The sequence below is a fragment of the Microbacterium phycohabitans genome (assembly GCF_032464935.1).
Lineage (GTDB): Bacteria > Actinomycetota > Actinomycetes > Actinomycetales > Microbacteriaceae > Microbacterium > Microbacterium phycohabitans.
In genome coordinates, this window is the sequence record NZ_JAWDIT010000001.1 from 30517 (window position 1) to 54974 (window position 24458).

Consider the following 24458-nt stretch of genomic DNA (forward strand, 5'->3'; position numbering starts at 1 on the left):
AAGCCTCGATACGTTCTCGCCCATGAGCCGGCGTTCACACCGACCGGGCCGAACGACGACGAAGGGCTGGAATCCCTCACGATTCCGGCCCTAATGTCGGGAAGACAGGATTTGAACCTGCGACCCCTCACCGGTCGCGACGCTCAAGGACACGGACGCACATTGGCCCGCAGTTACCCAGGCTGAACAGGCATAATCCGCCACATCGGACCGACATAGGACGACACCGTGACACTCTGACGCGGTCCGACATGTGAGACGAATATGAGACGGTCAGCCCGCGCGGAGGCTGTGTGTCGGCTCCGCGTTCGCAGCGTCCCGAACGCGGCGCAGGCGACGCACGAGCATGGGCCGCGCCTCGAGCGCGGCAGCCGCGGAGGACCGCAGGACATCCATGTCAATCAGTCGCGCTGCAGCCCATGACGGGGCATCCTGCCAGGGTGTGGAACAACGAGAGCGCGCTGCGCCGGGCGGCCTTCGCAATGCTGGGCCTGTGGCTCATCGGCATGGGCATCACCGCCCTCGCAGACGGACCAGCACGTTGGGTCGGGATGACAGCCTGGGGCCTCGGGTTCGTCCTCTTCTTCGTCGCCTTTTGGCGGGCGACCGAGCTGCGCGCGCGAAGCAACCACAGGGCGCTGACACCGAGTCGCGCCCCCGTTCGGAGTAACGAGGGCGATTCACGGCGCGCTGTGGTCCGCCCTATTGAGTGCCGACCACTGCGCCGGTGCCGTCGTCACCATCGTGGTGTTCGTCCTCATCGCCACGTGACACCGTATTAGTCCGCCTGACACACGAAACGCCCCTCGCAGCACACGCAGAGCGGTAGGGGCGTTCTCGTTGTCACGGGTGGTGCGTAGCATTCCTCACGGCCGGGGAAGGGGACCGGTCTATGGGTTCGACGAAGGTCAGCGACGAGATGCTGTCGCGCACGCTCGCATCCGTGCCGCCGATCACGCTGCCGATGCAGGCGTTCGGATCGCAATCAGTCGAGTGGTTCCGGGACAAGCGCGCGGTGTGGGCATGGGTGCAGTGGCCGGACCGCGCCGCCTAACGCGTCGAAGCGTGGGCGATGGGCGCGAACGACCGTATCGTCGTGCTCGAGGTGCCCTGCGAAGGCGGCCACTGGCAGCCTGTGGTGTGGCAAAACGCCGTTACCGTTCGTCGGATGTAGCGCCCCGCGCACCCCGGCTCGATCCGCCCGCACCGCACGCACACTCCACGCTGCCCCGCCGAACCTGACTGCCACCTACGGCCACGACGTCCGGGGGCTCGCGAATGACATTCGCCGAGGCGCGATGACCATAGGCTGACCAGACTGGGGCTCGCCGAGGTGGGCACGCTCCTCGATGGAAGGCAGCACGATGTCGACACCGCCCGGTTGGTACCCCGAGGCATCATCTCCGACCGGCCAGCGCTATTGGGACGGTGCCACGTGGACGACACACACCACCCCCGCAGCGCCGGTCACCGCGCCCCCGCCCCTACCCGTCACGGTGTCGCCCTCCTACGATTCCGTCCCGTTGTTGGAGGCGCCGGACGGGTACACCGCCCTCACTCCTAACGAGCGAAAGGCCCTCCCACGAAACCCGCTCGCCACCACCGGCATGTGGCTGGCGATCGCGTCCGGTGTCATCTCCGTCACCCTGCTCCTGCAGCTCGGTGCTCTCGTGCTGAGCATCATCGGTCTCATTCGCTCGCGCCGAATTCGTGAGGTCACCGGCGTCGCCGTCGGACGCACCAAAGCCATCCTCGGAATCTGCATCTCAGCGCTGGCGACACTTTGGTTCTTCGTCGTGGTCGTGCCCGCCATTGCAACATGGTTCGCTCCCGCGCCGTTCGATGAGGCAGGCACCGAACAGGCCATCCTCACCTGGTCCAATCAGCAAGGTCTCGCGTTCGTCAACATCGACTGCCCGGCCGCGCCATCCATGAACGAAGGCAACACCTTCACCTGCGTAGGGGGTCTCGAGGACGGGGTGCAATACGCCATCGAAGTGAACGTGAAGGAAGCCGGCTACCTGACCTGGCAGCTCGCACGCGGCTGATCGGCCCTCGAGGCGCAGCGCCCTCCCGGTTTCAGCCCCGCGTACGTACCCTCTGGGGTAGCACCTGCGAGCATCGACAGTCGACCCCTACGCTGATGCTCATGCGCTTCACCCGTCCGACTGCCGTAATTGCGGCCGCCCTCATTGCTGTCCTCGCGTTCACTGGCTGCTCATCTGCCAGCAAGACGCGCGCTGGCGCCGACACCTCCACATCCACGAGCGCGCGGGCCGACACCATCGTTCAGGACGTCGTCGGCATGGACGGCGCTCAAGCGAAGGACGCGCTCGAGCTCCTCGGCCTCGAAGTCGAGTACGACGGTGGCGAAGACACCGTCATCATCAAGAAGAACTGGACCGTCACAGAGACCGATCCCGCCGCAGACACCGTCCTCCCCGTCGGCAGCACCGTCACCCTGAAGGTGCGAAAGGTCGACGCGAACGCGACCCTCGACGGCCTCACCAGCGGCGAAGCGATGACCTTCTGCAAGAGACTCGGCGCAGAACAGTACCCCTACGGGTTCGACGTCAAGTCATTCACCGGCGACGGCGACATCGTCGTCGACGACCACAGCGTCCGCGTCAGCATCGACGTCGAGGTCACAAACGAGGCAAACGCGACGAAGCGTGAGCGGATGCGCTGCGAAATTGGCGGCACCCGAGACGAACCGGAAGTTGTCTCCTTCACGGTGGGTGAGTGACCGTGCTGATCGGAACCATCCGCCCCGTCGAAACCCGCACCCTCGAGGTCGAAGCCCACTCCCTCGCCGAAGCGCACGAGCTGCCCGAAGTGTTGAACGGGTGCGCATCGCGGCCACCCTGTGCTCAACATCGACATTCGAGACGAGCACGACGCGCCCCTTCTGGTGGTCAAAGAGGGTGAGCTTCGGGTCTCACCCGCGAACTGGGACGTTGACTTTGTAGGCCCAAGGCTTACGTTGCGATCAGCTCTCCGCAAGACCGTGCTCGACGTCGTTCTCGACGCCCCCGGGGGCACGGTCGAGGTGATCTCCGCAAACTTCTACCTTCACGGCATACAGATGCTTGCCGGCAAACAGGCGCAGGAGGGGGGATTCGAGCTCCCTCACTCGAGGAGCTGGTGGGCGCAGCTCACCCTCGAAGGTGCGGGCATCGCTTTAGGACCGCCTACGCCTCCCGGTTCGTGGTTCCGCGTATCTGGTCGTCCAGCTTTCCTGGGAACTTGAGCTCCATACACGAGCTCGGCCGCGAAACGCCCCGGCGTTCACTCCGAAGAGGAAAACCGGGGGCGTTCCATGTCAGGTCCATCCTGCGCGACGGTGGGCGTGCGCGTCGGTCTCGCGGTAGACCTTCCCGGCGCGGATGTCGGGGATGCGTTCATCCCCCACTTTCGCGTCGATCAGGGTGAGGGTCCGGAGATCTGCGCCGCAGAACAGCATCTCTCCGAGCTCCCGTTCCCGGTCCGTCAGGCCGGGAATGTTCTGCCATGTGATGGGTTTCGGATTGGGCACGACATTGCTTCTTCCTAGCCCCCCGTGGGCGAGTATCCACCGACGTCCCGTTCGGCACAAGGGGTGGATGGACGCACAAAACGCCCCAGCGCATCCTCACGGAGAGGAGCGCTGGGGCGTCATGCTGTGGGGTCAGGCGATGATCGCCTGACGTACCTCGAAGTTGTCGAACGACGCGGACGACGTCGAACCGTTGCGTGGTGATCGGAGACCCACGTACAGAGTCGCCGCGCCGCTGACCGCAGCGAGGAACTCGTCGGACAGGGTGTAGGCGAAAACCGGTCTGCCCGATGACGTCGAGCTCGCCCGCGAGTGGGCGTACGCGGCGAACGCATGGCTGTCCGACGCCGTCGAGCACATCGAGTCGCGGGACGACCTCGACGCGCTGCAGGACACCGTGCCTGCATGACCGGCCAGAATCGCTTATCGACCGGCGGCCCGCTGAACGTTCACTTCGACTTGCTGGCGATAGGTGCTGACCAATTCGGCAGCAGCGAGGTCGCCGCCAGCCCACGCCGACAACACCGACTGAAACGCACGGACTCGCGGGCCGGTGTCTTCGACGCCGACGGAGGCTACGTCAATGAGTTCCGCGACAGCGGACCTTTCCGCCGCCTCCACCTCGAGGAGTACTCGGGCGGCCGCTCTCGACCGGTCGGTGTAGGCCACGCTAAAGGCATCATCGTCATCGAGCGTCATCGCTGCCCCCTGCGCTGCATTCGCGGCAAGCAGGTCAATAACCGCCTCGCGCATACGAGTGTTGCGCGCTCGGCGCTCCAGAGACTTCGACGCCAGGGCCTCTCTCAGCCAAGGGATGAGCGAAGAACCTGACAGAGCGACGACAGCACCCAGCACGACAGCGAGCCCCTGATCCATAGCTCGAACGATAGCGTTCTCGACCGCGCCGCCTGTTGGGGGTCGTGACCGGTGGCCACCCTGACGTACCACGAAGCGGCGCGCAAGGTGCGCCGCTCCGTGCGCACGATCAAGCGGTGGCGACGCGCCGGCATGACCATGACGTGGGAGCAGCGCGACGGCCAGCGGGTACGCGTCGTCGACGAGGATCTCCTGTTTACGACGCTCCGTGACCGCCTCGACGCGTGGCCCTCGCACCAGTACCGACTGCGCCGCCTCCAGGCCGCAGCGGCCGCCCCCGAACCGCGTCGCCCCGATGCCATGTGAGACGCATGTGAGACGCACGCCCGCCCCCGGAAACGACAAGAGGCCCGAACCCCCGCAATCCTGCGGAAGTTCGGGCCTCATCTGTCGGGATGACAGGATTTGAACCTGCGACCCCTTGACCCCCAGTCAAGTGCGCTACCAAGCTGCGCCACATCCCGTTCCCCGCGAGCGGGCAACTCCCCTATATTAGCCCCTCCCCGGCACTGCCGCGAACCAGTGCCCACCCCGGGCGTGTGGCGCCGCAGCCGCCGACGACGGAGCTTCCTTGTCGATGTCGGAACCCCTCGCTAGCGTCGCGACATGACGATCGAGATCCTGCCCGCCACCGGCGACCGCTTCGACGACGCCGAGACGGCGCTCGACAGCGGTGACGGTCCCGGATGCCAATGCCAGTGGTGGCTCCTCACCAACGCGCAGTTCCAAGAGAGTTCGCGTGAGGAGCTCACCGCGCGCTTCCGCTCTGAGATGCAGGAGGAACGACCACCCGGACTCATCGCCTACGTCGACGGCGAACCAGCCGGATGGGTGCGCGTCGGTCCCCGCACCGCACAGGCGCGCCTGCTCCGTACACGCGACGTCAAAACCGCCACCGCCGAACCTCTCGACGCCGAAGACGTCTGGGCGGTGTCGTGCTTCGTCGTGCGCACGAGGCACCGCGGCCGGGGCCTCACCCGCAGACTGCTGGATGCCGCCGTCGCCACCGCACGCGACGCCGGCGCCCGTGTCGTCGAGGCGTATCCCCTCGATCCGACCGTCTCGAAACGCTCGGCCAACCAGCTCTACCGCGGCACGGTCTCGATCTTCGAAGACGCCGGCTTCGACATCGTCGACCGCCCCAAGCCCGACCGGGCTCTGGTCTCCCTCACGCTGCGCGACTGAGCGCCCGTCTTACGATGGAGGTTCGCCGACGAAAGATCTGACATGACGGATGCCACGACCACCGCGCGCGTCGACGCGTGGCTGTGGGCGGTACGCGTCTACAAGACGCGGTCGGCCGCGACCACGGCGTGCCGAGCCGGGCACGTGCGGGTCAACGGCGAACGGGCGAAGGCGGCCCAGCCGGTGCGGCCCGGCGACGAGCTCCGGGTGCGCATCCAGGGGTTCGATCGCATCCTCGTGGTGAAGAAGACCATCGCGAAGCGCGTGGGCGCGGCGCTGGTGGCCGAGTCGGTCGACGATCGCACTCCCCCGCCCCCGTCGAAGGAGAGCATGCCGTTCGTGCCCGTGCGCGACCGCGGCGCAGGACGCCCCACGAAGCGCGACCGCCGCGAGATCGAGAAGCTGCGCGGGCGCGGGCGCGAGATCGACTGAGCGTCGCTGTCACCGCGCGCAGATCCCGGAGCTCGCGGGAGGGGCCGGTGGCTTCGACAGGCTCAGCCACCTCACGCTGCGCCAGGTCGACAGCCCACTGCACGCGGCCGGTGGCTTCGACAGGCTCAGCCACCTCACGCCCCACCACGTCGACAGCCCACTGCACGGGGCCGGTGGCTTCGACAGGCTCAGCCACCTCACGCCCCACCAGGTCCCTGAGCTTGTCGAAGGGACCGACTGCCGCGGCGGCGTCAGCTCAACTGATCCAGCAGCCAGCTCGCGCCGCGCACGGTCGCGCCGAGAGCCTCGACGCGGGCCGAGAGCTCCCGGTCGCCGGTCACCACCACGACGGGCGCGAACGCCCCCGCGAGATCCCGGACGGCCGCGACGATCTCGTCGTCGCCCTCACCCGGGGCCCGGCGCACCTCGAGGGCGGGTGCCGGAGGCTCCGCCGCCTTGGCCTGCCCTTCGAGCACGGCGATCACCCGCGGGAACCAGCGCGTGGCGGAGAGGCCGAGGAGGTCGGCATCCACTCCGCGCTCGACGAGACGAGAGGTCTTCGTCACGAGGCGGGTCGCGGCTCCCGCGCGGTCCTTCCACCAGCCGTCGGGGACCGACCCCATGACGTTGGCCACGTCGACCACGATCGCCGGACGTGCGTCCAGCGCGGTGCGCAGCGCGGGCCACGACGCGGCAAACCCCGGATGGAGGGGAAGCTGGGTCACCCGGTCGACCGCGACCCATTCGAGGGCCACGCTCTCGGGGTCGCTGATGACCGGCGCGAACGGGGTCGTGACGTCGGCGACGAGGGTGGAGTACGACCAGATGCCCAGGTCGAGGACGCTCTCGAACCGCGCGCGCACGGCATCCACCGGTACGCCCGCCTCCTCACCCGACTCGCGCAGGGCGCCGTCGCGCGCGGACTCCCCCTCGTGACGCGCTCCGCCGGGGAGCGCCCACGTGCCGCCGAAGTGGCTCCACGAGACCCGGTGCTGCAGCAGCACTCCGCGCTCGGGGTCGAGGGCGAGCAGTCCCGCGGCGCCGAAGCGTCCCCAGTACTTCTCCCCCGTGGGCGCGACGACCCACGCGTCGCCGGGGTCGCGCGGCCCGTGCGGACGCCGCGGTTCACCCGGGGCGGGAGGCTCGATGGTCATCCCGTCCAGCCTGGCACACCCCTCGCGTGAGGGCGCCGTCGCGCGTCATATGCCGCCGCCGAACGCGCCAGACTTGTCGGGTGGAGTACGAATTCGACGACGACCCGCAGCGCATCGACCGCGACGCGGTGTGGCAGTGGCTGAGCACCGAGGCGTACTGGGCTCGCTGGCGCACGCGCGCCGACGTCGAGGCCCAGCTCGACAGCGCGTGGCGCGTGGTGGCCGCCTACCGCCGCGACACCGGCGAACTCGTCGGCTTCGCGCGGGCGATCTCCGACGGCGTCGCGTTCGGCTACCTCGCCGACGTGTTCGTCATGGACGCGCATCGCGGTCACGGCCTGGGGAAGGGTCTCGTGTCGCTGATGATCGACGAGGGGCCGGGGCCGCACTTCCGCTGGACGCTCTTCACCAGCGATGCGCACGGGCTGTACCGGCGGTTCGGCTTCGCCGAGCCCGACCACACCGCCCTCGTCCGCCCGGCATCCACCGTCTGAGCACCCTCTCGCGGAGCCTCCGGTCCCTGCGTGGCTGCGGGTTCTGGTGTCGCGACGCGTCAGGTCACCCGTGCCGTCCGCCCGGCTCCACTGCGGCACCCGGGTGGACGCCCCTTCACACGCCTAAGCCCCGGCATCCGTGATCCCTGTGGATGGCCGAACGCCCCGACCCTGCGAGGGGGCCGGGGCGTTCGGGCGTCGACGTCAAGCGTCGAAACGTGCCCCCCGGGGATCGCTCGGCAGCACCTCGAAGACGAAGAGGATGATGCCGCCGACGAACGGCACGAAGGCGATGAAGATCCAGAACCCGCTGCGGTTGGTGTCGTGCAGGCGACGGACCACGAGCGCCAGGTGCGGCACGAAGGTGGCGAGACCCCACACGAAGAGCAGGACGAGGAACACCACGCCGAGACCGCTCGGCGGGAGCGGGCTACCGGAGGCGTCGACGCCCCCGCCGCCGCCCGTGATCAGCGCCAGGAGGCTGAGCACGAACGAGACGATCGCGTTCGCGAGGATCCACCACCAGAACTCACTGCGGCTGGCGCGACCGCTGAAGGTCGCGTACTTCTTGAAGAAACGCTGCACGGCGGCGCCGAACGAGGCGCCGTAGAGCGGCTGAGACAGCGGAGCGGTGCTCTGCGTGTACGACATGTGTGTCCCCCTGACACGATGACGGATGATGCCCGAAGCGGCGGCTGATCGGCCCCCGCTCGTGCACTGTATCGACACCGCACGCCCGCCATGGCAGAACGACGCTCCGTGTCGCCTCAGGCGTCGAAGCGCGCGCCTTCGGGCCGCGGCCCCTGCACCGTGAAGACGAATAGGACCAGGATGCCGATCAGGGGCACGATCCCGATGAGAACCCACAGGCCGCTGCGCCCGGTGTCGTGCAGGCGGCGCACCAGCACAGCCAGTGTCGGCACGAGCGTGCCGAGGGCCCAGACGATCCAGATCAGCGACAGGATCACGCCGTGCGGCCCGGTGATGGTCGTGGAGCCGTCGGCCTCGATCCGCACACCGTCGGTCAGGGTCGGCAGCGCGTTCAGCACGGTACCCACGACGGTGCCGGTCAGCACCCACCACCAGTATTCGCTGCGACTCGCGCGCCCCCGGAAGGTCGCGTACTTCGCGAAGAACCGCCGGACCGCCGCTCCGAGGGGTGCGCCGTAGTACGGCTGGTCGAGCGGTGGTGCGATCGCGGTCATGGCGTGCCTCCCGGAAGGATCGTGGATGCCACGGCCCCCGCCGTCGCCCGTGCACTGTATCGACACCCGACGCCCGGCCGCGGGCCCTTGCATCCACGCACGCGACTCGCCACCCCGGACACAACGCGAACGCCCCGGCCCAACGCGGGGACCGGGGCGCGCGACGAGCAGCCTCAGCGCTGGCGCTTCTCGCGGATGCGCATGTTCAGCACGATCGGGGTGCCCTCGAAGCCGTAGATCTCGCGCAGGCGCCGCTGGATGAACCGGCGATAGCCCGGGTCGAGGAACCCGGTCGTGAACAGCACGAATGTCGGCGGACGCGTCGCCGCCTGGGTGCCGAACAGGATGCGCGGCTGCTTCCCGCCGCGCAGCGGGTGCGGGTGCTCGGCGACGAGCTCCGACAGGAAGGCGTTGAACTTGCCGGTGGGGATGCGGGTGTCCCACGACTCCAGCGCCGTCTCCAGAGCCGGGACGAGCTTGTCGAGGTGACGGCCGGTGCGCGCCGAGATGTTCACGCGCGGGGCCCACGCGACGTGCGCGAGGTCCTGCTCGATCTCGCGCTCGAGGTAGCGGCGACGGTCCTGGTTCTCCATGTCGTCGTCGTTGAGGCGGTCCCACTTGTTGAACGCCAGCACGAGCGCACGACCGGACTCGAGCACGAGGTCGATGATGTTCAGGTCCTGCACGCTGATCGGCTGCGACACATCGAGCACGACGACCGCGACCTCGCTCTTCTCCAGCGCGGTCGAGGTGCGCAGCGAGGCGTAGAAGTCGGCGCCCTGCGACAGGTGCACGCGACGACGGATGCCGGCGGTGTCCACCAGCGTCCAGAGCTTGCCGCCGAGCTCGACGACCTCGTCGACGGGGTCGCGGGTGGTCCCCGCGAGCTCGTTGACGACGACGCGCTCCTCGCCGGCGGCCTTGTTCAGCAACGACGACTTGCCGACGTTGGGCCGGCCGAGGATCGCGACGCGGCGCGGTCCGCCGATCTCGTACTTCGCGACCGCCGAGACGTCCGGCAGCACCTTCATGAGCTCGTCGAGCAGGTCGGCGACGCCGCGTCCGTGGATGGCCGACACGGGGTGCGGCTCGCCCAGACCCAGGTTCCACAGGGCCGTGGCCTCGGGCTCCTGTCGGGCGTCGTCGACCTTGTTGGCGATGAGGAAGACGGGCTTCTTGCTCTTGCGCAGCAGCTTCACGACGTGCTCGTCGGTCGAGGTCGCACCCACCGTGGCATCCACCACGAACAGCACGACGTCGGCGAGGTCGATCGCGACCTCGGCTTGAGCGGCGACGGAGCGGTCGATGCCCTTCGCGTCGGGCTCCCACCCGCCGGTGTCGACCAGCGAGAAGCGGCGGTCGAGCCACTCGGCCTTGTACGTGACGCGATCGCGCGTGACACCCGGGGTGTCCTCGACGACGGCCTCACGACGGCCGAGGATGCGGTTCACCAGCGCGGACTTGCCGACGTTGGGGCGACCGACGATCGCGACCACCGGCAGCGCCGGCAGGAACTCGATCTCGCCGTCGCCCGAGGCCAGGCCCGCGAGCAGCTCGGCGTCGTCCTCGTCGAGGTCGAAGTCGGCCAGGCCGGCGCGCAGCGCCTCGGCCCGCTGTTCGGCGAGGACCTCGTCGAGGTTCTGCATCTTCTCGGCGAGCTGATCGGGCCCGCCCTCGTACTCTTCTTCTTCAACGCCCATCGCGGGCTCCCATCGTGTTGTCGACGACGCTCAGTACGGCGTCGACGGTCTGTTCGAAATCGAGGTGGGTCGAGTCGACGACCTCGACGCCGGGGGCGGCGGTGAGGAAGTCGACGACCGTGGAATCGGCGGCGTCGCGCTGGTGGAGCGCGGCGGCCACCTTGGCGGCGTCATGGTCGGTGAGCTCGGCGCTGCGGCGGGCGGCGCGCACCTCCGGAGCCGCCGTGAGCAGGATCCGCACGGGCGCGTCGGGGAACACCACCGTCGTGATGTCGCGCCCCTCGACGACGACGCCCGGCAGAGCAGCGGATGCCACGAGCCGGCGGAACAGCTCGTTCACCGCGTGCCGCACCGAGGCGACGCGGGCCACACCGCTCACGGCATCCGTCACGCGGGGCTCGCGGATCGCGGCCGTGACGTCGACCTCGCCGACGCGCACCCAGCGATCGCGCGCGTCGAGCGAGATCGCGTAGTCGAAGTCGCCGAAGACCTCGAGCACCGCGGTGGCGTCGGAGGTGTCGGCGCCGTGCGCGAGGGCGTGCCAGGCGAGGGCGCGATAGGCGGCGCCGGTGTCGAGGAAGCCGTAGCCGAGCCGCAGGGCCGCGGCCTTCGAGACGCTCGACTTGCCGCTGCCGGCGGGGCCGTCGATCGCGACGACGACGGGCGCGGTGCCCGACGCCGAGGGAGTCGAGCCCGCGGCGGGCTTGGTGAGGGGCTCAGTCATGGGTGGTGCTCGCAATCCGCCATCCGCGCTGCTGGAGCCCGTCCACGGCTCGGCGGACCGCGTCGGGCACGACGCTGATCTCGGCGAGGCCGAAGGGGGCGCCCGGCGAGTGCTCGAGGCGCAGGTCTTCGACGTTGACGTCGAGGTCTCCGAGCTCGCCGAAGAGGCGGCCCAGCTGTCCGGAGGTGTCGTCGACCATGACGACGAAGGTATCGAAGCGTCGGTTCTGGCCGTGCTTGCCGGGCAGGCGTTCGACGCCCTCGTTGCCCCGGCGGATGGTGTCGGCCACGGCGCGGCGGGCACCGGGAACGTCGGGGTCGCGCAGCGCGTCGGCGACGCCGGCGAGATCGGCGGCCAGCCGGTCGAGCACCTCGACCACGGGGGCGGCGTTCGCTCCCAGGATCTGCACCCACAGCTCCGGAGCGGATGCCGCGATGCGCGTCGTGTCGCGCACGCCCTGTCCGGCGAGCCGGAGGGAACCGTCGGGCGCCTCGACGAAGCGTCCGGCCAGCAGGCTCGCGACGAGCTGCGGCACGTGGGACATGAGAGCGACGGACTCGTCGTGTTCTTCCGGGGTCATCTCGATGAGCGTGGCTCCCAGGTCGAGGGCCAGGCCCTCCACCAGCGAGAGGTCGTGCGCCGAGGTCTCACCGTCGCGGCAGACGACCCACGGGCGCCCGACGAAGATGTCGGCGCGCGCCGAGATCGCCCCGCCGCGCTCACGACCGGCCATGGGGTGGGAGCCGATGTAGTGCCGAAGGTCGACCCCGCGCTCGCGCAGCGTGCGCAGCGGCTCGAGCTTGACGCTCGCCACGTCGGTGACCACGGCATCCGGGTACAGGGCCAGCTCGCGCTGGACCACGTCGGCCGTGACGTCAGGCGGGACCGCCACGACGATCAGCGAGGGGGTGTCGTCGGGGCGCTCGGCGCGCCCGGCGCCGTAGTCGATCGCCAGTCGCAGCTGCGAGGGTGACGCGTCGACGAGCACCACGTCGACGCCGCGCGCGGTGAGCGCGTGGCCGATGCTCGCGCCGAGCAGGCCCGAGCCCACGACGCGCACCGTCCCGCTCGTGCGGGTCGCCAAAGGCCCCGCCGCGCGCGCGGACGCCTCGTTCGATTCGCTCATCGGGTCTCCTGCTGCCCTGGGCGACGCTTCCCGCGCCGCGGGCGCCCGGAGGCTCACTCCGCCGGATCGGCCGAAGGATCGCCGTCTTTCCGGGACAGCGTGAGAAGAGCGCCGCGTTCTACTGTAGTCAACTCGCGCGCCTTGCCCACCGGGAGTGTTCCCAGGTGCAGCGGTCCGAACTGCCGACGCACGAGCTCGACCACCGGGTGACCCACCTCGGCCATCATGCGGCGCACGATGCGGTTCTTCCCCGAGTGCAGGGTGAGCTCCACGAGGCTCTCGCCCCGCGAGGAGTCCAGCAGCCGCGCCTTGTCGGCCGCGATGCGTCCGTCTTCGAGCTCGACGCCCTTGATCAGACGCTGGATCGTCTGCGGCAGCACCTGCCCGTCGACCTTGGCGATGTAGACCTTCGTCACCCCGAACGACGGGTGGGCGAGCACGTGGGCGAGGTCGCCGTCGTTGGTCAGCACGAGCAGTCCGCTCGTGTCGGCGTCCAGGCGGCCCACGTTGAACAGGCGCTCGTCCCAGTCGGCGGTGAAGCGACGCAGGTCGGGGCGACCGCGGTCGTCGCTCATCGAGCTGACCACCCCGGTCGGCTTGTTCAGGATGACGTACCGCTTGGACGCATCCAGCTGGATCGCCGTCCCGTCGACGTCGACCAGGTCGGTGTCGGGGTGGATCCGCGACCCGAGCTCGGTCACGGTCTCGCCGTTCACCCGCACGCGTCCCTCGACGATCATCTGCTCGGCCACGCGCCGCGAGGCCACGCCCGCGTTGGCGAGCACCTTCTGCAGGCGTACGCCCTCTTCGCCCCCGGTGGCCGAGCCTGTCGAACCGTCGCTCATTTCAGTACCTCTCCGTCGAATCCGTCTGCGCCGTCGTCGAGCAACGGCGAGATGTGCGGCAGCTCGTCGAGCGAGTTGATGCCGAGGTTGACCAGCAGCTGGTCGGTCGTTCCGTAGTGGATGGCCCCCGTGTCGGGGTCGGTGAACACCTCGGTGATGAGACCCCTCGCCAGGAGGGTTCGCACCACCGAGTCGACGTTCACGGCACGGATGGATGCCACCTGCCCGCGCGTCACGGGCTGCTTGTACGCGATCACGGCCAGGGTCTCGAGCGCGGCCTGCGACAGCCGCGAGGGAGCCTGCGTGTTGACGAACTCGCCCACGACGTCGTCGTACTCCTCGCGGACGTACAGACGCCACCCTCCCCCGACCTCGCGCAGCTCGAAACCGCGGCGGGGGCCCCCGCTCTCGCCGTCGTAGTCGGCGACGAGAGCCTCGACCGCCTGACGCACGGCCGGCACCGGGGCGGCGACCGCGGCGGCCAGGCTCACGAGGCTCTGGGGTTCTTCGAGCACGAGCAGGATCGCCTCGAGGCGGCGGGCGACGGATGCCGGGTCGACGGCGCGGGGCGCGGGTGTCGGCGCCTCCGTGGCGGCGGCGGGCGGCGAGGGGTCAACGGTCATAGTCGGCTCCGAGGGCGGCGAGGTTCTCTTCGGACCACCGTTCGGCGGTCCAGCGCAGGGTCAGCTCCCCCAGCGGCTCGAGCTGCTCGAACGAGAGGGCGGCATGGCGGTAGAGCTCGAGGATCGACAGGAACCGCGCGACGACGACCCCCGTCTCGGTGACCCCGGCGACGAGGTCGCGGAAGTTCAGCGTCCCCGCCGACCGCAGGAGCGTGACCACGATCGCGGCCTGCTCGCGGATGCTGACGAGCGGCGCGTGCAGGTGATCGAGGCCCACGGTCGGGACCTGCTTCGGGGCCATGGCCACGACGGCGAGCGCCGCGAAATCCTCCACGCTGAGCGTCCACTTCAGTTCGGGCACGGCGCTGCGGTACTTCTCGTCGAGGCGCACGGCACGCGTGTGACGCTTGTCCTCGCGCTGCAGGCAGCGGGCGAACCACGCGGACACCTCCTTGAACGCGCGATACTGCAGCAAGCGCGCGAAGAGCAGGTCGCGAGCTTCCAGCAGCGCCACCGACTCGGCATCCACCAGTTCGCCCTGCGGGAGGAGTCCGGCGATCTTCATGTCGAGCAGGGTCGCGGCGACCACGAGGAACTCCGAGGCCTCGTCGAGATCGGCGTCGGGCCCGAGGGCGCGCAGGTAGGCGATGAACTCGTCGGTCACGCGGCTCAGCGCCACCTCGGTCACGTCGAGCTCGGCGCGCGAGATGAGCGTGAGGAGCAGGTCGAAGGGGCCGTCGAAGTCGGGGAGCGAGACGCGGAAGCGGGGTCCGTCCGTGCCGGTCCCTTCGACAAGCTCAGGGACCTGCGTTGCGAGCTCGGGGACCTCGGACCCCAGGTGGCTGAGCCTGTCGAAGCCACCGGACGCATCGGTCCCGGTCCCTTCGACAAGCTCAGGGACCTGCGTTGCGAGCTCAGGGACCTGCGCGGCGGGCTCAGGGACCTGCGTCGCGGGCTCAGGGACCTGCGTCGCGAGGGAGCCTCGCGCGGAGAGGTGGCTGAGCCCGTCGAAGCCACCGGACCCGGCGGGGTCGGCGAGGGTGTCGTCAGGCGACGGCGCCACGGGCGACCAGCTCCCGCGCGAGCCGCAGGTAGGCCTGTGCGGCGGCGTGCTCGGGGGCGAACTCCGTGATGGGCATACCCGACACCGAGGCGTCGGGGAACTTCACCGTGCGGCCGATCACCGTCTCGAGCACGTCGTCGCCGAACGCCTCGACCACGCGCTCGAGCACTTCGCGCGAGTGGAGCGTGCGCGGGTCGTACATCGTGGCGAGCACCCCGTCGAGCTCGATTGCCGGGTTGAGGCGGTCGCGCACCTTGTCGATCGTCTCGACGAGCAGCGCCACACCGCGCAGGGCGAAGAATTCGCACTCGAGCGGGATGAGCACGCCGTGCGCGGCGGTGAGCGCGTTCACGGTGAGCAGGCCCAGCGAGGGCTGGCAGTCGACGAGGATGACGTCGTAGTCGGCGGCGACCTTGCGCAGCACGCGCGCCAGGATCGTCTCGCGCGCGACCTCGTTGACCAGGTGCACCTCGGCCGCCGACAGGTCGATGTTGGCCGGGATGATGTCGAGGCCCTCGACGCGCGTGTGCACGATGATCTCGTGCGGGTCGCGCTTGGTGTCGAGCAGCAGGTCGTAGATCGTCGCCACGTCGTGCGTCTGGATGCCGAGACCCGCCGACAGCGCGCCCTGCGGGTCGAAGTCGATCGCGAGCACGCGCCGACCGTACTTGGCGAGCGAGGCGGCCAGGTTGATGGTCGTCGTGGTCTTGCCGACGCCGCCCTTCTGGTTGCACAGGGCGATGATGCGGGCGGGACCGTGACCGTCGAGCGGCTTCGGGGTGGGGAACCCCTGGTAGGGGCGTCCGGTGGGCCCGAGGATGACCTCGTCCACGCCCGTCTTCGTGCCCTTCGTGCTCGCCGACACCGAGTCTCCCGCCTTCGTCATAACGTCCCCGAGTCTAGCCGCCGCCCGCTCCGCGGCCTGCGTGACCCGCGGGTGCGGGCGAGGTCCGCCTCCCGTGCGCACCCGAACGCCGGCCCCCGGCGTTCTGGTCCGTCGGACGGGGCGCGGACGCGCGACCGGCGTGCGCACAACCTCCGCGATGCGCACGACCTCAGCCCGAAACGACCCGCACCGGCTGACTTTGCGCACATGACCGACTTCGCACACGCGTCAGACCACCGGCTCACACTCCCGAACCCGCCGCGACAAACGCCGCGATGCGCACGACCTCAGCCCGAGACGGCGACCTTCAGCGGGCTTTGCGCGCGTCGCCGACTCTGCGCGCGCGCCGCAGCTGCACGAGAACCGCGAGAGCCAGCGTCACCGCACCCCACGCCGCGGCGACCTTCACCAGCACGCCGTAGATCAGGTGGGTCGGGGTGTAGTCGGCGTCGAAGCCTCCCGCGATCACGATGGCGACGAGGGATGCCACGACCAGCGCCAGAGGGAGCGAGAGCCACCACGCCACGCGCACGGCATCCGGAACAACCCGGTCCACCGGCTGCGGCCGCTGCCGCGACAGCCACCACACCCCGAACACCGCGAGTCCGGCCAGTCCCAGGACACCCGAGCCGTACTGCAGCCACTTCACGCCCGGCAGGGGCCCCCACGGCTGCTCCAGCGCCGGGAACAGCGCGTCGCCCGCTCGCCCCTCGTGCGTGAAGAAGTCCCACGCGATATGAGACGCCACCCCGAGCGCGAGCGACAGCACGAGCCACAGGATGCCGACGACTCCCCCGCTCACGCTCTCGCGCGCCGCGGCGCGGGCTCCGGCATCCCACCCCGCGGGAAGGCGCCGTGCGATGCAGCGCGGCACCAGCTCGCGCGTCGCGGGGCGCAGCACGCACCGCCACACGAGCAGCAGCACGAACGCCACGACCACCGTGAGCGGCAACCACGCGGGATCGTGCGTCATGCCGTAGTCGGGGACCATCCCGCGCAGGAACAGCGGCAGGTCGGGGGTCATCGACCCGATCGCGATCGCCGCCGGAACCAGCCGCGTGCGCAGGAACGGAAGCGCGACGACGGCGTGGCTCGGCGTGAACGGCACGTCAGCTCAGGAACAGGCCGGCGAGGGTCTTCTTGCCGCGGCGCAGCACCGAGACCCCGCCGGGGAGGGTCCCCTCGACGATCGCGTCGTCGGCGGCGACCTTGACACCGTCGAGAGAGACGCCGCCCTGCGCGATCGCACGGCGCGCGTCGCTGAGGCTCGACGACAGGCCGGTGGCCGTGAGCGCTTCGACGACCGAGGAGCCGGGGGCGAGGGTGGCGTGCGGAAGCTCCTGCAGCGCCGTGCGCAGCACCGTGGCATCCAGTCCGGTCAGGTCGCCCTGGCCGAACAGGGCCTCGGTCGCGGCGATCACGTTCTCGGTCGTCTCGGCGCCGTGGACGGTCGTGACGACCTCGCGGGCCAGACGCTTCTGCGCGGCACGGCGGAAGGGCTCGTCCTCGACCAGCCGGGCGTACTCCTCGATCTCGGCGCGAGAGAGGAACGTGAACACCTTGAGACGCTCGACGACGTCGCGGTCGTCGGTGTTGAGCCAGAACTGGTACATGACCCACGGGCTGCACATCTCGGCATCCAGCCAGATCGCGTTGCCCTCGCTCTTGCCGAACTTCGTGCCGTCGCTGTTGGTGATCAGCGGCGTGCCGATCGCGTGCACCGACGCGCCCTCGACCTTGCGCACGAGGTCGGTGCCGCTGGTGAGGTTGCCCCACTGGTCGCTGCCGCCGGTCTGCAGCACGCAGCCGTACTGGCGGTGCAGTTCGAGGTAGTCCAGGCCCTGAAGGATCTGGTAGCTGAATTCGGTGTAGCTGATGCCCGCCTCGGAGTTCAGGCGCGCGCTCACGGCATCCTTCTTCAGCATCGCTCCGACCCGGAAGTGCTTGCCGATCTCCCGCAGGAAGTCGATCGCGCTGAGGGGGGCGGTCCAGTCGAGGTTGTTGACGATGCGCGCGGCGCTGTCGCCCTCGAAGCTCAGGAAGCGCTCCACCTGGGCGCGGAGCTTTCCGACCCACTCCTCGACGGTCTCGCGCGTGTTGAGCGTGCGCTCGGCCGTGGGGCGCGGGTCGCCCACGAGCCCGGTCGACCCGCCGACGAGTCCGAGCGGACGGTGACCGGCCAGCTGGAGACGGCGCATGGTGAGCAGCTGCACGAGGTTGCCCAGGTGCAGGCTCGGCGCGGTCGGGTCGAACCCGCAGTAGAACGTGATCGGATCTCCGCCGAGCAGCTCGCGGAGCTCGCCCTGGTCGGTCGACACGTGCACCAGCCCGCGATAGACCAGCTCGTCCCAGACGTTGTCGAAGGTCGGGTCGTTGGCGGGTGCGAGGGCGCTCACGGGCGCCGCATCGGTGGAGGCAGACACCGGTTCAGGCTACCAGCGGGCTCGAGAGCCTCCGGATGCCGGGGGTGGCACGTCCTCACCACACCGCGGTCCGTCATCCGCGCGAGGAACTGCTCAGCCCGCGTTCACGCCCCACCAGACGAGGAAGGCCGCGGCGAGCGAGGTCACCCAGCTGACCAGGCTGCCGATGAGGAAGTACTCGGCCCGGTCGCCGTCGTCGCGATCACGCGAGATCTCGGGGAATCGCACGATGCCCTTCGCCGCGAGCACGGCGGCCAGCAGGGTGTAGGCGCCGGCCAGGGTGAGCACGAACACGAGGATGCGCTCGAGAGGGCCGATGAGCCGCCCGCCCTTGAGGGTGGGCGCGGACTCCTCGTCACCGGGCGCCCCGCCCATCTCCGAACGCAGGGCGATGCGCACGACGGCGTTGCCCGACTCGAGCAGGAAGACGAGGCAGCCCACCACCAGCAGCACCACGTCGATCGAGACCGCGTCGCCGGGTCGGTAGGCGGCCCAGGCCGCGCCGATGAGTCCCGGGCGCGCGCGGCCGGGGGCGATCACCACGCACGCGGCAGCCGCCAGCGCCAGCAACGCCACCGGCCAGAGACCCGCGCGCGCCGGTCCCTGCTCGGGGATCACCCGGGTCCAGATCGCAGCGACCGCGACCGCCAGCACCCCGGCGATCACGGCGTCGAGACCGGCCGAGACGACGATGAGCAGCACGGCGGCGACGGCGAACGCGATCCACCGGCGGGAACGGATCATCTGCCGCAGCAGATCGACCCCGCCCACCGCGAGCAGCAGGAGTCCCGCGGCGATCACGCGCGCACCCCCGCGACCAGCACGTCGTACCCCTCGACGATCGCGGCCGAACCGGCCGAGGCGAGCGCCTGCGACACCGCGGATTGGCTGATGCCCTCCTGCTCGGCGAGCTCGCGCTGCGACCGGCCGAGACAACGCCCGAAGGTGAGGCGGCGGGCGCGCTCGCTCATCGCGGAGACGGACTGATCACGACTCAAGGCGTAGGCGGTGGCCAGGGCGATGGTCTCGGTCATGGCGGCATCCTCTCCCTCCGCCAGCTCGATCCACGTGCGCGCGAGCGGCGCGGCGCGCTGCTGGAGGCGCTCGACCTGTTCGATCGCGGCCCGGGCCGCCCACCAGGCCGGCCCCTCGGGCAGCTCCCGCCCCTCGAGCGCGATCGGGCGCACCTCGCCGACGCCGACCCCGAAACGGCAGTCGACGCCCTCGGGCAGGGCGAGGCGCAGCAGGAGGAGCGATGCGAGGGCCGTCGACAACGACGGGTACTCCCCCTGCAGCTCGTCGCCGACCACCGCCGTGAGCGGCGCCGTCGCGACCGGCAGCGCATTCTCGACCCCCGCGACGGCGTCGGCGATGGCGCGCTGCGCTCCGGCGCGGTCGGGCAGGCGCCGCGAGGCGACGATATCGGCTATGACGGCGACGCTCATGCGATAAGCCTAACGCTTATAAACCCCGTTTGATAAGCGAAAGACTGATAATCACGCCACGAGGGAACGGGCGGCCGCCTGCGCACGGGTGACCAGCTCTTCGCGTTGCTCACTCACACGAACCGGAGAGGTGCCGCCGACGCCGGTCCGGCTGGCCACCGACCCCTCGATCGTCAGCACCTCGCGTACGGCCGGAGTCAGGGCCGGGGACACCGAGGCCAGCAGTGCGTCATCGGCGTCTTCGAGGCCGATCTCGCGCTCCTCGCACGCGCGGACGAGAGCGCCCGAGATCTCGTGGGCGTCGCGGAAGGCCACGCCCTGACGCACCAGCCATTCGGCGACATCGGTCGCGAGCGAGAACCCCTGCGGGGCGAGCTCGGCCATGCGGTCGGCGTGGAAACGCAGCGTCGCGATCATGCCCGAGAACGCGGGGAGCACGAGCTCGAGGGTGCGCACCGAGTCGAAGACGGGCTCCTTGTCTTCCTGCAGGTCGCGGTTGTAGGCCAGCGGGAGGCCCTTCAGGGTCGCGAGCAGGCCCGACAGGTTGCCGATGAGGCGCCCCGCCTTGCCGCGCGCGAGCTCGGCGATGTCGGGGTTCTTCTTCTGCGGCATGATGCTCGACCCGGTCGAGTACGCGTCGTCGAGCGTGACGAAGCCGAACTCCCGCGTGTTCCACAGGATGACGTCTTCCGACAGGCGCGAGAGGTCGACGCCGATCATCGCGGTGATGAACGCGAACTCGGCCACGACGTCACGCGATGCGGTGCCGTCGAGCGAATTCTCCGACGGGCGCGCGAGACCCAGGCGATCCGCGACGAGCTGCGGGTCGAGGCCCAGGGTCGCTCCGGCGAGCGCCCCTCCGCCGTAGGGAGAGACCGACGCGCGCACCGACCAGTCGCGCAGGCGCTCGATGCCGCGCACGAAGGCCCAGCCGTAGGCCTGCAGGTGGTGGGCGAGAAGCACGGGCTGAGCGTGCTGCAGGTGCGTTCGTCCGGGCATGATCGCCGAGTCGTTGGCCTCGGCCTGCGCGACGAGGGCGTCGATGAGGCGCAGCAGCTCGCGGGTCAGGGTGCGGGAGTGGTCGAGCAGGTAGAGCCGCACGAGGGTGGCGATCTGGTCGTTGCGACTGCGACCGGCGCGCAGCTTGCCGCCCAGGGCGGGTCCGACGGTCTCGATGAGCACCCGCTCGAGCGCGCCATGCACGTCTTCGTCACCGGGCGATGCCACGAGAGAACCGTCTTTCACGCGTGCGGCGAGGGCGTCGAGGCCCTCGTGCATCGCCCGCGCCTCGTCGGCGTCGAGGTACCCCGCCGCTTCGAGGGCCGCGGTGTGGGCGTGCGACCCCTGGATGTCGTAGAGGGCGAGGTCCCAGTCGAAGTGGGTGGAGCGGCTCAGCGCCGCGAGTTCGGGAGACGGTCCGCCCGAGAAACGGGCGCCCCACAGGGCCCCCTCGTTCGTCGCCTGGCCGGTCTCGCTGCTCATCCCCCCAGCCTACCGAGGGCGGCCGACATCCCCCGAGCCGAGCCGCCGTCGCGACGGCGCCGAGGGCTCAGCGCGGCTGCGCCGCCGGGCTCTCGGCATCCCGGCCGACGACCGCCCGAACGACCCGGTCGATGAGGGTCTCGAGCGGCCCCCGCCCGATCACGAGCACCCAGACCGTGCAGAAGACCACGAGACCCGCCACGAGCGGCGCGAACAGCCCCACCTCGCGGATGCCGTACAGATCCGACGTGTCGCCCAGGAGCGCGAGAGCGACGATCGCCCACACCACCAGCTGGAGCACGTACGCGGTGAGCGGCATCGATCCCACGGCGCGCAGCGGCACCGCCACCCACCGCAGCGGCGTGCGGCACAGCAGCAGACACGCGCCGATGACCGCGATCGCGAACCCGCCCGAGCCGATGACCTCCCACAATCCCGCCGAATGGTCCTCGGCGGTCAGAACGGTCGAGAGGTAGGCGCTGCCCTGCACCGCGGGGGCCGTGAGCAGTGCCGCGCCGTACCCGGCGAGCGCGAGGGCCCCGCCCGCGGTGACGAGCAGGCCTTGGTGGGGCAGCGCCCGCAGATCGAGGCGTCCCACCCCCATGCCCGCCAGCAGGAAGGCGATCCAGGTCGTGAACGGGTAGTTCCACCCCACCAGCGCCGCGAGCTCGTCGCCGCCGGGTCCCGCCCAGATCGGCGCCGCGTCGAGGACGGGCTGCACCCACGGCATGACCAGGGCGAAGACCGCGGCCGCCGTGAACAGCCCGCGCGATCGCATGCCGAGGAACGGCAGCGCGAGCACGAACAGCAGCGCGTACGCGGGAAGGATGACGTAGACGGGCACGCCGGTCATGACCAGGAGCAGTCCGATGACCCACAGCATCGCCCCGCGCATCGCCAGGCGCGCGGACGCGCGGGGGCGACGCGAGGGAGGCAGAGGACGCGTCCCACCGGTGACCAGGGCGATCGACACCCCCGCGAGCACCGCGAAGAGGATCGATGACCGGCCGTTGACCAGGGTGATCCACGACGCGGGGTCGGGGGTGAGCACCCGCTCGGTGTCGAGCAGGTGCGCGGCCAGCATGCCCAGCACCGCGAGTCCGCGGGCCAGGTCCACGCCGGCCAGCCGGCCCGGCCCGTCGAAACGGGTCCAGAGCCGGCTGGAACGCGAGGTCAGTCCTGGCGCAGAAGCCACACCAGCAACGCCTTCTGGGCGTGGAGACGGTTCTCGGCCTCGTCCCACACGACGCTCTGCGGGCCGTCGATGACCTCGGCGTCGACCTCGTAGCCGCGGTCGGCGGGCAGGCAGTGGATGAAGATCGCGTCGGCGTCGGCACGGGTCATGAGCTCGCTCGTGACCTTGAAGCCGCCGAGGTCGCGGATGCGCGCGATCTTCTCCTCCTCCTTGCCCATCGACACCCACGTGTCGGTGACGACGACGTCGGCCCCGGATGCCGCGGCCTCGGGGTCGGTGAGCAGCGTCACCGATCCGCCGGTCTCGGCGGCGATGCGCTCGGCATCCGCGATCACATCGGCGCGGGGGGCGTAGTCCTCGGGAGCGGCGACGCGCACGTGCATCCCCGCGGTGACGCCGGCGAGCACGTAGGAGTGCGCCATGTTGCTCCGACCGTCTCCGAAGAACGACAGGGTGAGACCCTTCAGCTCGCCCTTGTGCTCTCGGATGGTGAGCAGGTCGGCGAGCAGCTGACAGGGGTGGAAGTCGTCGCTGAGGGCGTTGACGACCGGCACGCGGGTTCCGCGCGCCATCTCCTCCAGGCCCGCCTGCGCGTACGTGCGCCACACGATCGCGGCGACCTGACGTTCGAGCACGCGAGCGGTGTCGGAGGGGGTCTCCTTGCCGCCGAGCTGACTGTTGGCGGTCGAGATGATCAGCGGCGAGCCGCCCAGGTCGGCGATTCCGACCGCGAACGACACGCGGGTGCGCGTGGAGGACTTGTCGAAGATGACGGCGACCGTTTGCGGACCCTCGAGCGGCTTCTGCGCCCAGCGGTCCTTCTTCAGCTCGATCGCGAGGTCGAGGATCTCGGCCTGCTCGGCCGGAGTGAGGTCGTCGTCGCGCAGCAGGTGGCGGGTCATGCGGGTACTCCTACGATGAGGGCGTCGTCCACGGTGGCGAGCGCGGCGGCGAAGAGGTCGAGGAACTCGGCGACCTCGGCATCCCCGATCGTCAGTGGCGGCGCGATGCGGATCGTGTCGTCGTTCGCGGCGTTCACCACGAGCCCGTGCTGCTGGGCGGCGGCCACGACGGCCTTGGCGACGGGGCTGGTGAGGCCGATCCCGAGGAGGAGACCCTTTCCGCGCACGCCGGCGACGAGCGGCGAGCCGAGCGCGGCGATGCCCTCGCGCAGCTGCGTCTCGCGCCGAGCGGCGTTGTCGACCAGACCGGCCGATTCGATCTCCTGCAGCACGGCTCCCCCGACGGCGGTGCCCAGGGCGTTGCCGCCGAAGGTCGACCCGTGGGTGCCCGGGAAGAAGAGCTCGCTGGCGGCGCCGAAGGTGATCAGCGCCCCGATCGGGAAGCCGCCGCCGATGCCCTTGGCCACCGTGATGGCGTCGGGGACGATTCCGGAGTGCTGGAAGCCGAACCAGGCACCGGTGCGACCCGCGCCGGTCTGGATCTCGTCGACGATGAGCAGGGCGCCGTGGCGCTCGGTGATCTCCCGCGCCGCCTGGAGGTACCCCTCGGGCAGCTCGACGACACCCGCCTCGCCCTGGATGGGCTCGACGAGGAGGGCGGCGACGCGGTCGTCCATCGCGGCCTCGAGGGCCTCCACCGTCGCGTCGATGTGCTCGACGCCGGGAACCATCGGCAGGAAGTCGGCCTGCAGCGCGGGCTTGCCGGTGAGCGCCAGCGCACCCATCGTGCGCCCGTGGAAGCCGCCCTTGAGGGTCAGGATCCGCGTGCGGTCGGTGCCGCGGCCGTGCAGACGAGCGAGCTTGAGGGCTGCCTCGTTGGCTTCGGCTCCGGAGTTGCCGAAGTACACCCGGCCCGACTCCCCCGTGCCGGCGAGGCGCTTGAGCCGCGCGGCCATGGCCAGCTGGGGCGGCGTGGCGAAGTAGTTGGAGACGTGCGACAGGGTCGAGGCCTGCGCGGTGATCGCCTCGACGAACACCGGGTGGGCGTGACCCAGGGCGTTCACGGCGATCCCGGCGAGGAAATCGAGGTACTTCTTGCCGTCGCCGTCCCACACGTACGCGCCTTCACCGCGCACGAACAGCGCCATGCGGTCGCCGAAGCT

Annotated in this window: 27 protein-coding genes and 1 tRNA gene; 7 read left to right on the forward strand and 21 right to left on the reverse strand. The window is 70.3% G+C overall.

The window, feature by feature from the left end; genetic code table 11:
• The first annotated feature begins 892 nt into the window (after positions 1-892).
• The 3 genes from RWH44_RS00140 to RWH44_RS00150 all read left to right on the forward strand — a co-directional run bounded on the left by RWH44_RS00140 (position 893) and on the right by RWH44_RS00150 (position 2746).
• The gene (locus RWH44_RS00140; RefSeq protein ID WP_316003033.1) at positions 893-1054 is read left to right on the forward strand and encodes a hypothetical protein; all 162 of its coding nucleotides are present in this window, start codon (positions 893-895) and stop codon (positions 1052-1054) included.
• A gap of 295 nt (positions 1055-1349) precedes the next feature.
• On the forward strand, positions 1350-2048 hold the full coding sequence (locus RWH44_RS00145) for a DUF2510 domain-containing protein (protein ID WP_316003034.1): 699 nt from the start codon (positions 1350-1352) through the stop codon (positions 2046-2048).
• A gap of 101 nt (positions 2049-2149) precedes the next feature.
• Positions 2150-2746, forward strand: coding sequence for a PASTA domain-containing protein (locus RWH44_RS00150; RefSeq protein WP_316003035.1), 597 nt, complete (start codon positions 2150-2152; stop codon positions 2744-2746).
• A 576-nt stretch (positions 2747-3322) separates the two neighbouring features.
• Here the strand turns inward: RWH44_RS00150 and RWH44_RS00155 are convergent.
• A complete protein-coding gene (locus RWH44_RS00155) occupies positions 3323-3535 on the reverse strand; it encodes a hypothetical protein (protein ID WP_316003036.1) in 213 nt (70 codons plus the stop codon).
• A 423-nt stretch (positions 3536-3958) separates the two neighbouring features.
• A complete protein-coding gene (locus RWH44_RS00160) occupies positions 3959-4411 on the reverse strand; it encodes a hypothetical protein (RefSeq protein WP_316003037.1) in 453 nt (150 codons plus the stop codon).
• Between the two features lie 51 nt (positions 4412-4462).
• On the opposite strand from RWH44_RS00160, the gene RWH44_RS00165 reads away from it, so the two are divergent.
• Positions 4463-4717 carry a hypothetical protein gene (locus RWH44_RS00165; protein WP_316003038.1) on the forward strand — a complete coding sequence of 85 codons (255 nt, stop codon included), beginning with the start codon at positions 4463-4465 and terminating at the stop codon, positions 4715-4717.
• Between the two features lie 84 nt (positions 4718-4801).
• On the opposite strand, the gene RWH44_RS00170 is transcribed toward RWH44_RS00165, so the two are convergent.
• Positions 4802-4875, reverse strand: a tRNA-Pro gene (locus RWH44_RS00170).
• A 142-nt stretch (positions 4876-5017) separates the two neighbouring features.
• Between RWH44_RS00170 and RWH44_RS00175 the strand changes: the two genes are divergently transcribed.
• Positions 5018-5596, forward strand: a complete 579-nt coding sequence (locus tag RWH44_RS00175) for a GNAT family N-acetyltransferase (RefSeq protein ID WP_316003039.1) — start codon at positions 5018-5020, stop codon at positions 5594-5596.
• A 42-nt stretch (positions 5597-5638) separates the two neighbouring features.
• Entirely contained in the window at positions 5639-6028 is a 390-nt protein-coding gene (locus tag RWH44_RS00180; protein ID WP_316003040.1) for an RNA-binding S4 domain-containing protein, read from the forward strand.
• A gap of 251 nt (positions 6029-6279) precedes the next feature.
• On the opposite strand, the gene RWH44_RS00185 is transcribed toward RWH44_RS00180, so the two are convergent.
• Positions 6280-7182, reverse strand: a complete 903-nt coding sequence (locus RWH44_RS00185; RefSeq protein ID WP_316003041.1) for an NUDIX domain-containing protein — start codon at positions 7180-7182, stop codon at positions 6280-6282.
• Between the two features lie 80 nt (positions 7183-7262).
• Between RWH44_RS00185 and RWH44_RS00190 the strand changes: the two genes are divergently transcribed.
• Entirely contained in the window at positions 7263-7676 is a 414-nt protein-coding gene (locus tag RWH44_RS00190; protein WP_316003042.1) for a GNAT family N-acetyltransferase, read from the forward strand.
• A gap of 204 nt (positions 7677-7880) precedes the next feature.
• On the opposite strand, the gene RWH44_RS00195 is transcribed toward RWH44_RS00190, so the two are convergent.
• The 17 genes from RWH44_RS00195 to RWH44_RS00275 form a co-directional block, all read right to left on the reverse strand.
• Positions 7881-8327 (reverse strand): DUF805 domain-containing protein, encoded by a 447-nt coding sequence (locus RWH44_RS00195; protein ID WP_316003043.1) that lies wholly within the window; start codon positions 8325-8327, stop codon positions 7881-7883.
• 116 nt (positions 8328-8443) lie between these two features.
• Positions 8444-8881 carry a DUF805 domain-containing protein gene (locus RWH44_RS00200; protein ID WP_316003044.1) on the reverse strand — a complete coding sequence of 146 codons (438 nt, stop codon included), beginning with the start codon at positions 8879-8881 and terminating at the stop codon, positions 8444-8446.
• A 173-nt stretch (positions 8882-9054) separates the two neighbouring features.
• Entirely contained in the window at positions 9055-10581 is a 1527-nt protein-coding gene (gene der, locus RWH44_RS00205) for a ribosome biogenesis GTPase Der (protein WP_298875298.1), read from the reverse strand.
• Positions 10571-11305 (reverse strand): (d)CMP kinase, encoded by a 735-nt coding sequence (cmk, locus tag RWH44_RS00210; protein ID WP_316003045.1) that lies wholly within the window; start codon positions 11303-11305, stop codon positions 10571-10573. Before cmk ends, der begins: the two co-directional genes overlap by 11 nt.
• Positions 11298-12431, reverse strand: coding sequence for a prephenate dehydrogenase (locus RWH44_RS00215; protein WP_298875294.1), 1134 nt, complete (start codon positions 12429-12431; stop codon positions 11298-11300). Before RWH44_RS00215 ends, cmk begins: the two co-directional genes overlap by 8 nt.
• Before the next feature lie 53 nt (positions 12432-12484).
• Positions 12485-13276, reverse strand: coding sequence for a pseudouridine synthase (locus RWH44_RS00220; protein ID WP_316003046.1), 792 nt, complete (start codon positions 13274-13276; stop codon positions 12485-12487).
• A complete protein-coding gene (gene scpB / locus RWH44_RS00225) occupies positions 13273-13899 on the reverse strand; it encodes an SMC-Scp complex subunit ScpB (protein WP_316003047.1) in 627 nt (208 codons plus the stop codon). Before scpB ends, RWH44_RS00220 begins: the two co-directional genes overlap by 4 nt.
• A complete protein-coding gene (locus RWH44_RS00230) occupies positions 13889-14962 on the reverse strand; it encodes a segregation and condensation protein A (RefSeq protein ID WP_316003048.1) in 1074 nt (357 codons plus the stop codon). Before RWH44_RS00230 ends, scpB begins: the two co-directional genes overlap by 11 nt.
• On the reverse strand, positions 14946-15848 hold the full coding sequence (locus RWH44_RS00235; RefSeq protein ID WP_298875289.1) for a ParA family protein: 903 nt from the start codon (positions 15846-15848) through the stop codon (positions 14946-14948). The genes RWH44_RS00230 and RWH44_RS00235 overlap by 17 nt, the downstream gene beginning before the upstream one ends.
• 307 nt (positions 15849-16155) lie before the next feature.
• The gene (locus tag RWH44_RS00240) at positions 16156-16956 is read right to left on the reverse strand and encodes a DUF4184 family protein (protein ID WP_316003049.1); all 801 of its coding nucleotides are present in this window, start codon (positions 16954-16956) and stop codon (positions 16156-16158) included.
• 1 nt (position 16957) lies between these two features.
• Positions 16958-18271 (reverse strand): tyrosine--tRNA ligase, encoded by a 1314-nt coding sequence (gene tyrS, locus RWH44_RS00245; RefSeq protein WP_316003050.1) that lies wholly within the window; start codon positions 18269-18271, stop codon positions 16958-16960.
• A 93-nt stretch (positions 18272-18364) separates the two neighbouring features.
• A complete protein-coding gene (locus tag RWH44_RS00250; protein ID WP_316003051.1) occupies positions 18365-19072 on the reverse strand; it encodes a hypothetical protein in 708 nt (235 codons plus the stop codon).
• On the reverse strand, positions 19069-19716 hold the full coding sequence (locus RWH44_RS00255) for a SatD family protein (RefSeq protein WP_298875279.1): 648 nt from the start codon (positions 19714-19716) through the stop codon (positions 19069-19071). Before RWH44_RS00255 ends, RWH44_RS00250 begins: the two co-directional genes overlap by 4 nt.
• A gap of 51 nt (positions 19717-19767) precedes the next feature.
• Positions 19768-21198: an argininosuccinate lyase gene (gene argH, locus RWH44_RS00260; protein ID WP_316003052.1), complete on the reverse strand. Its 1431-nt coding sequence runs from the start codon at positions 21196-21198 to the stop codon at positions 19768-19770.
• Between the two features lie 67 nt (positions 21199-21265).
• Positions 21266-22393 carry a heparan-alpha-glucosaminide N-acetyltransferase domain-containing protein gene (locus RWH44_RS00265; protein ID WP_316003053.1) on the reverse strand — a complete coding sequence of 376 codons (1128 nt, stop codon included), beginning with the start codon at positions 22391-22393 and terminating at the stop codon, positions 21266-21268.
• Positions 22372-23295 (reverse strand): ornithine carbamoyltransferase, encoded by a 924-nt coding sequence (argF, locus tag RWH44_RS00270; protein WP_298875270.1) that lies wholly within the window; start codon positions 23293-23295, stop codon positions 22372-22374. The genes RWH44_RS00265 and argF overlap by 22 nt, the downstream gene beginning before the upstream one ends.
• The gene (locus RWH44_RS00275) at positions 23292-24443 is read right to left on the reverse strand and encodes an acetylornithine transaminase (RefSeq protein WP_316003608.1); all 1152 of its coding nucleotides are present in this window, start codon (positions 24441-24443) and stop codon (positions 23292-23294) included. Before RWH44_RS00275 ends, argF begins: the two co-directional genes overlap by 4 nt.
• Positions 24444-24458: the final 15 nt, after the last annotated feature.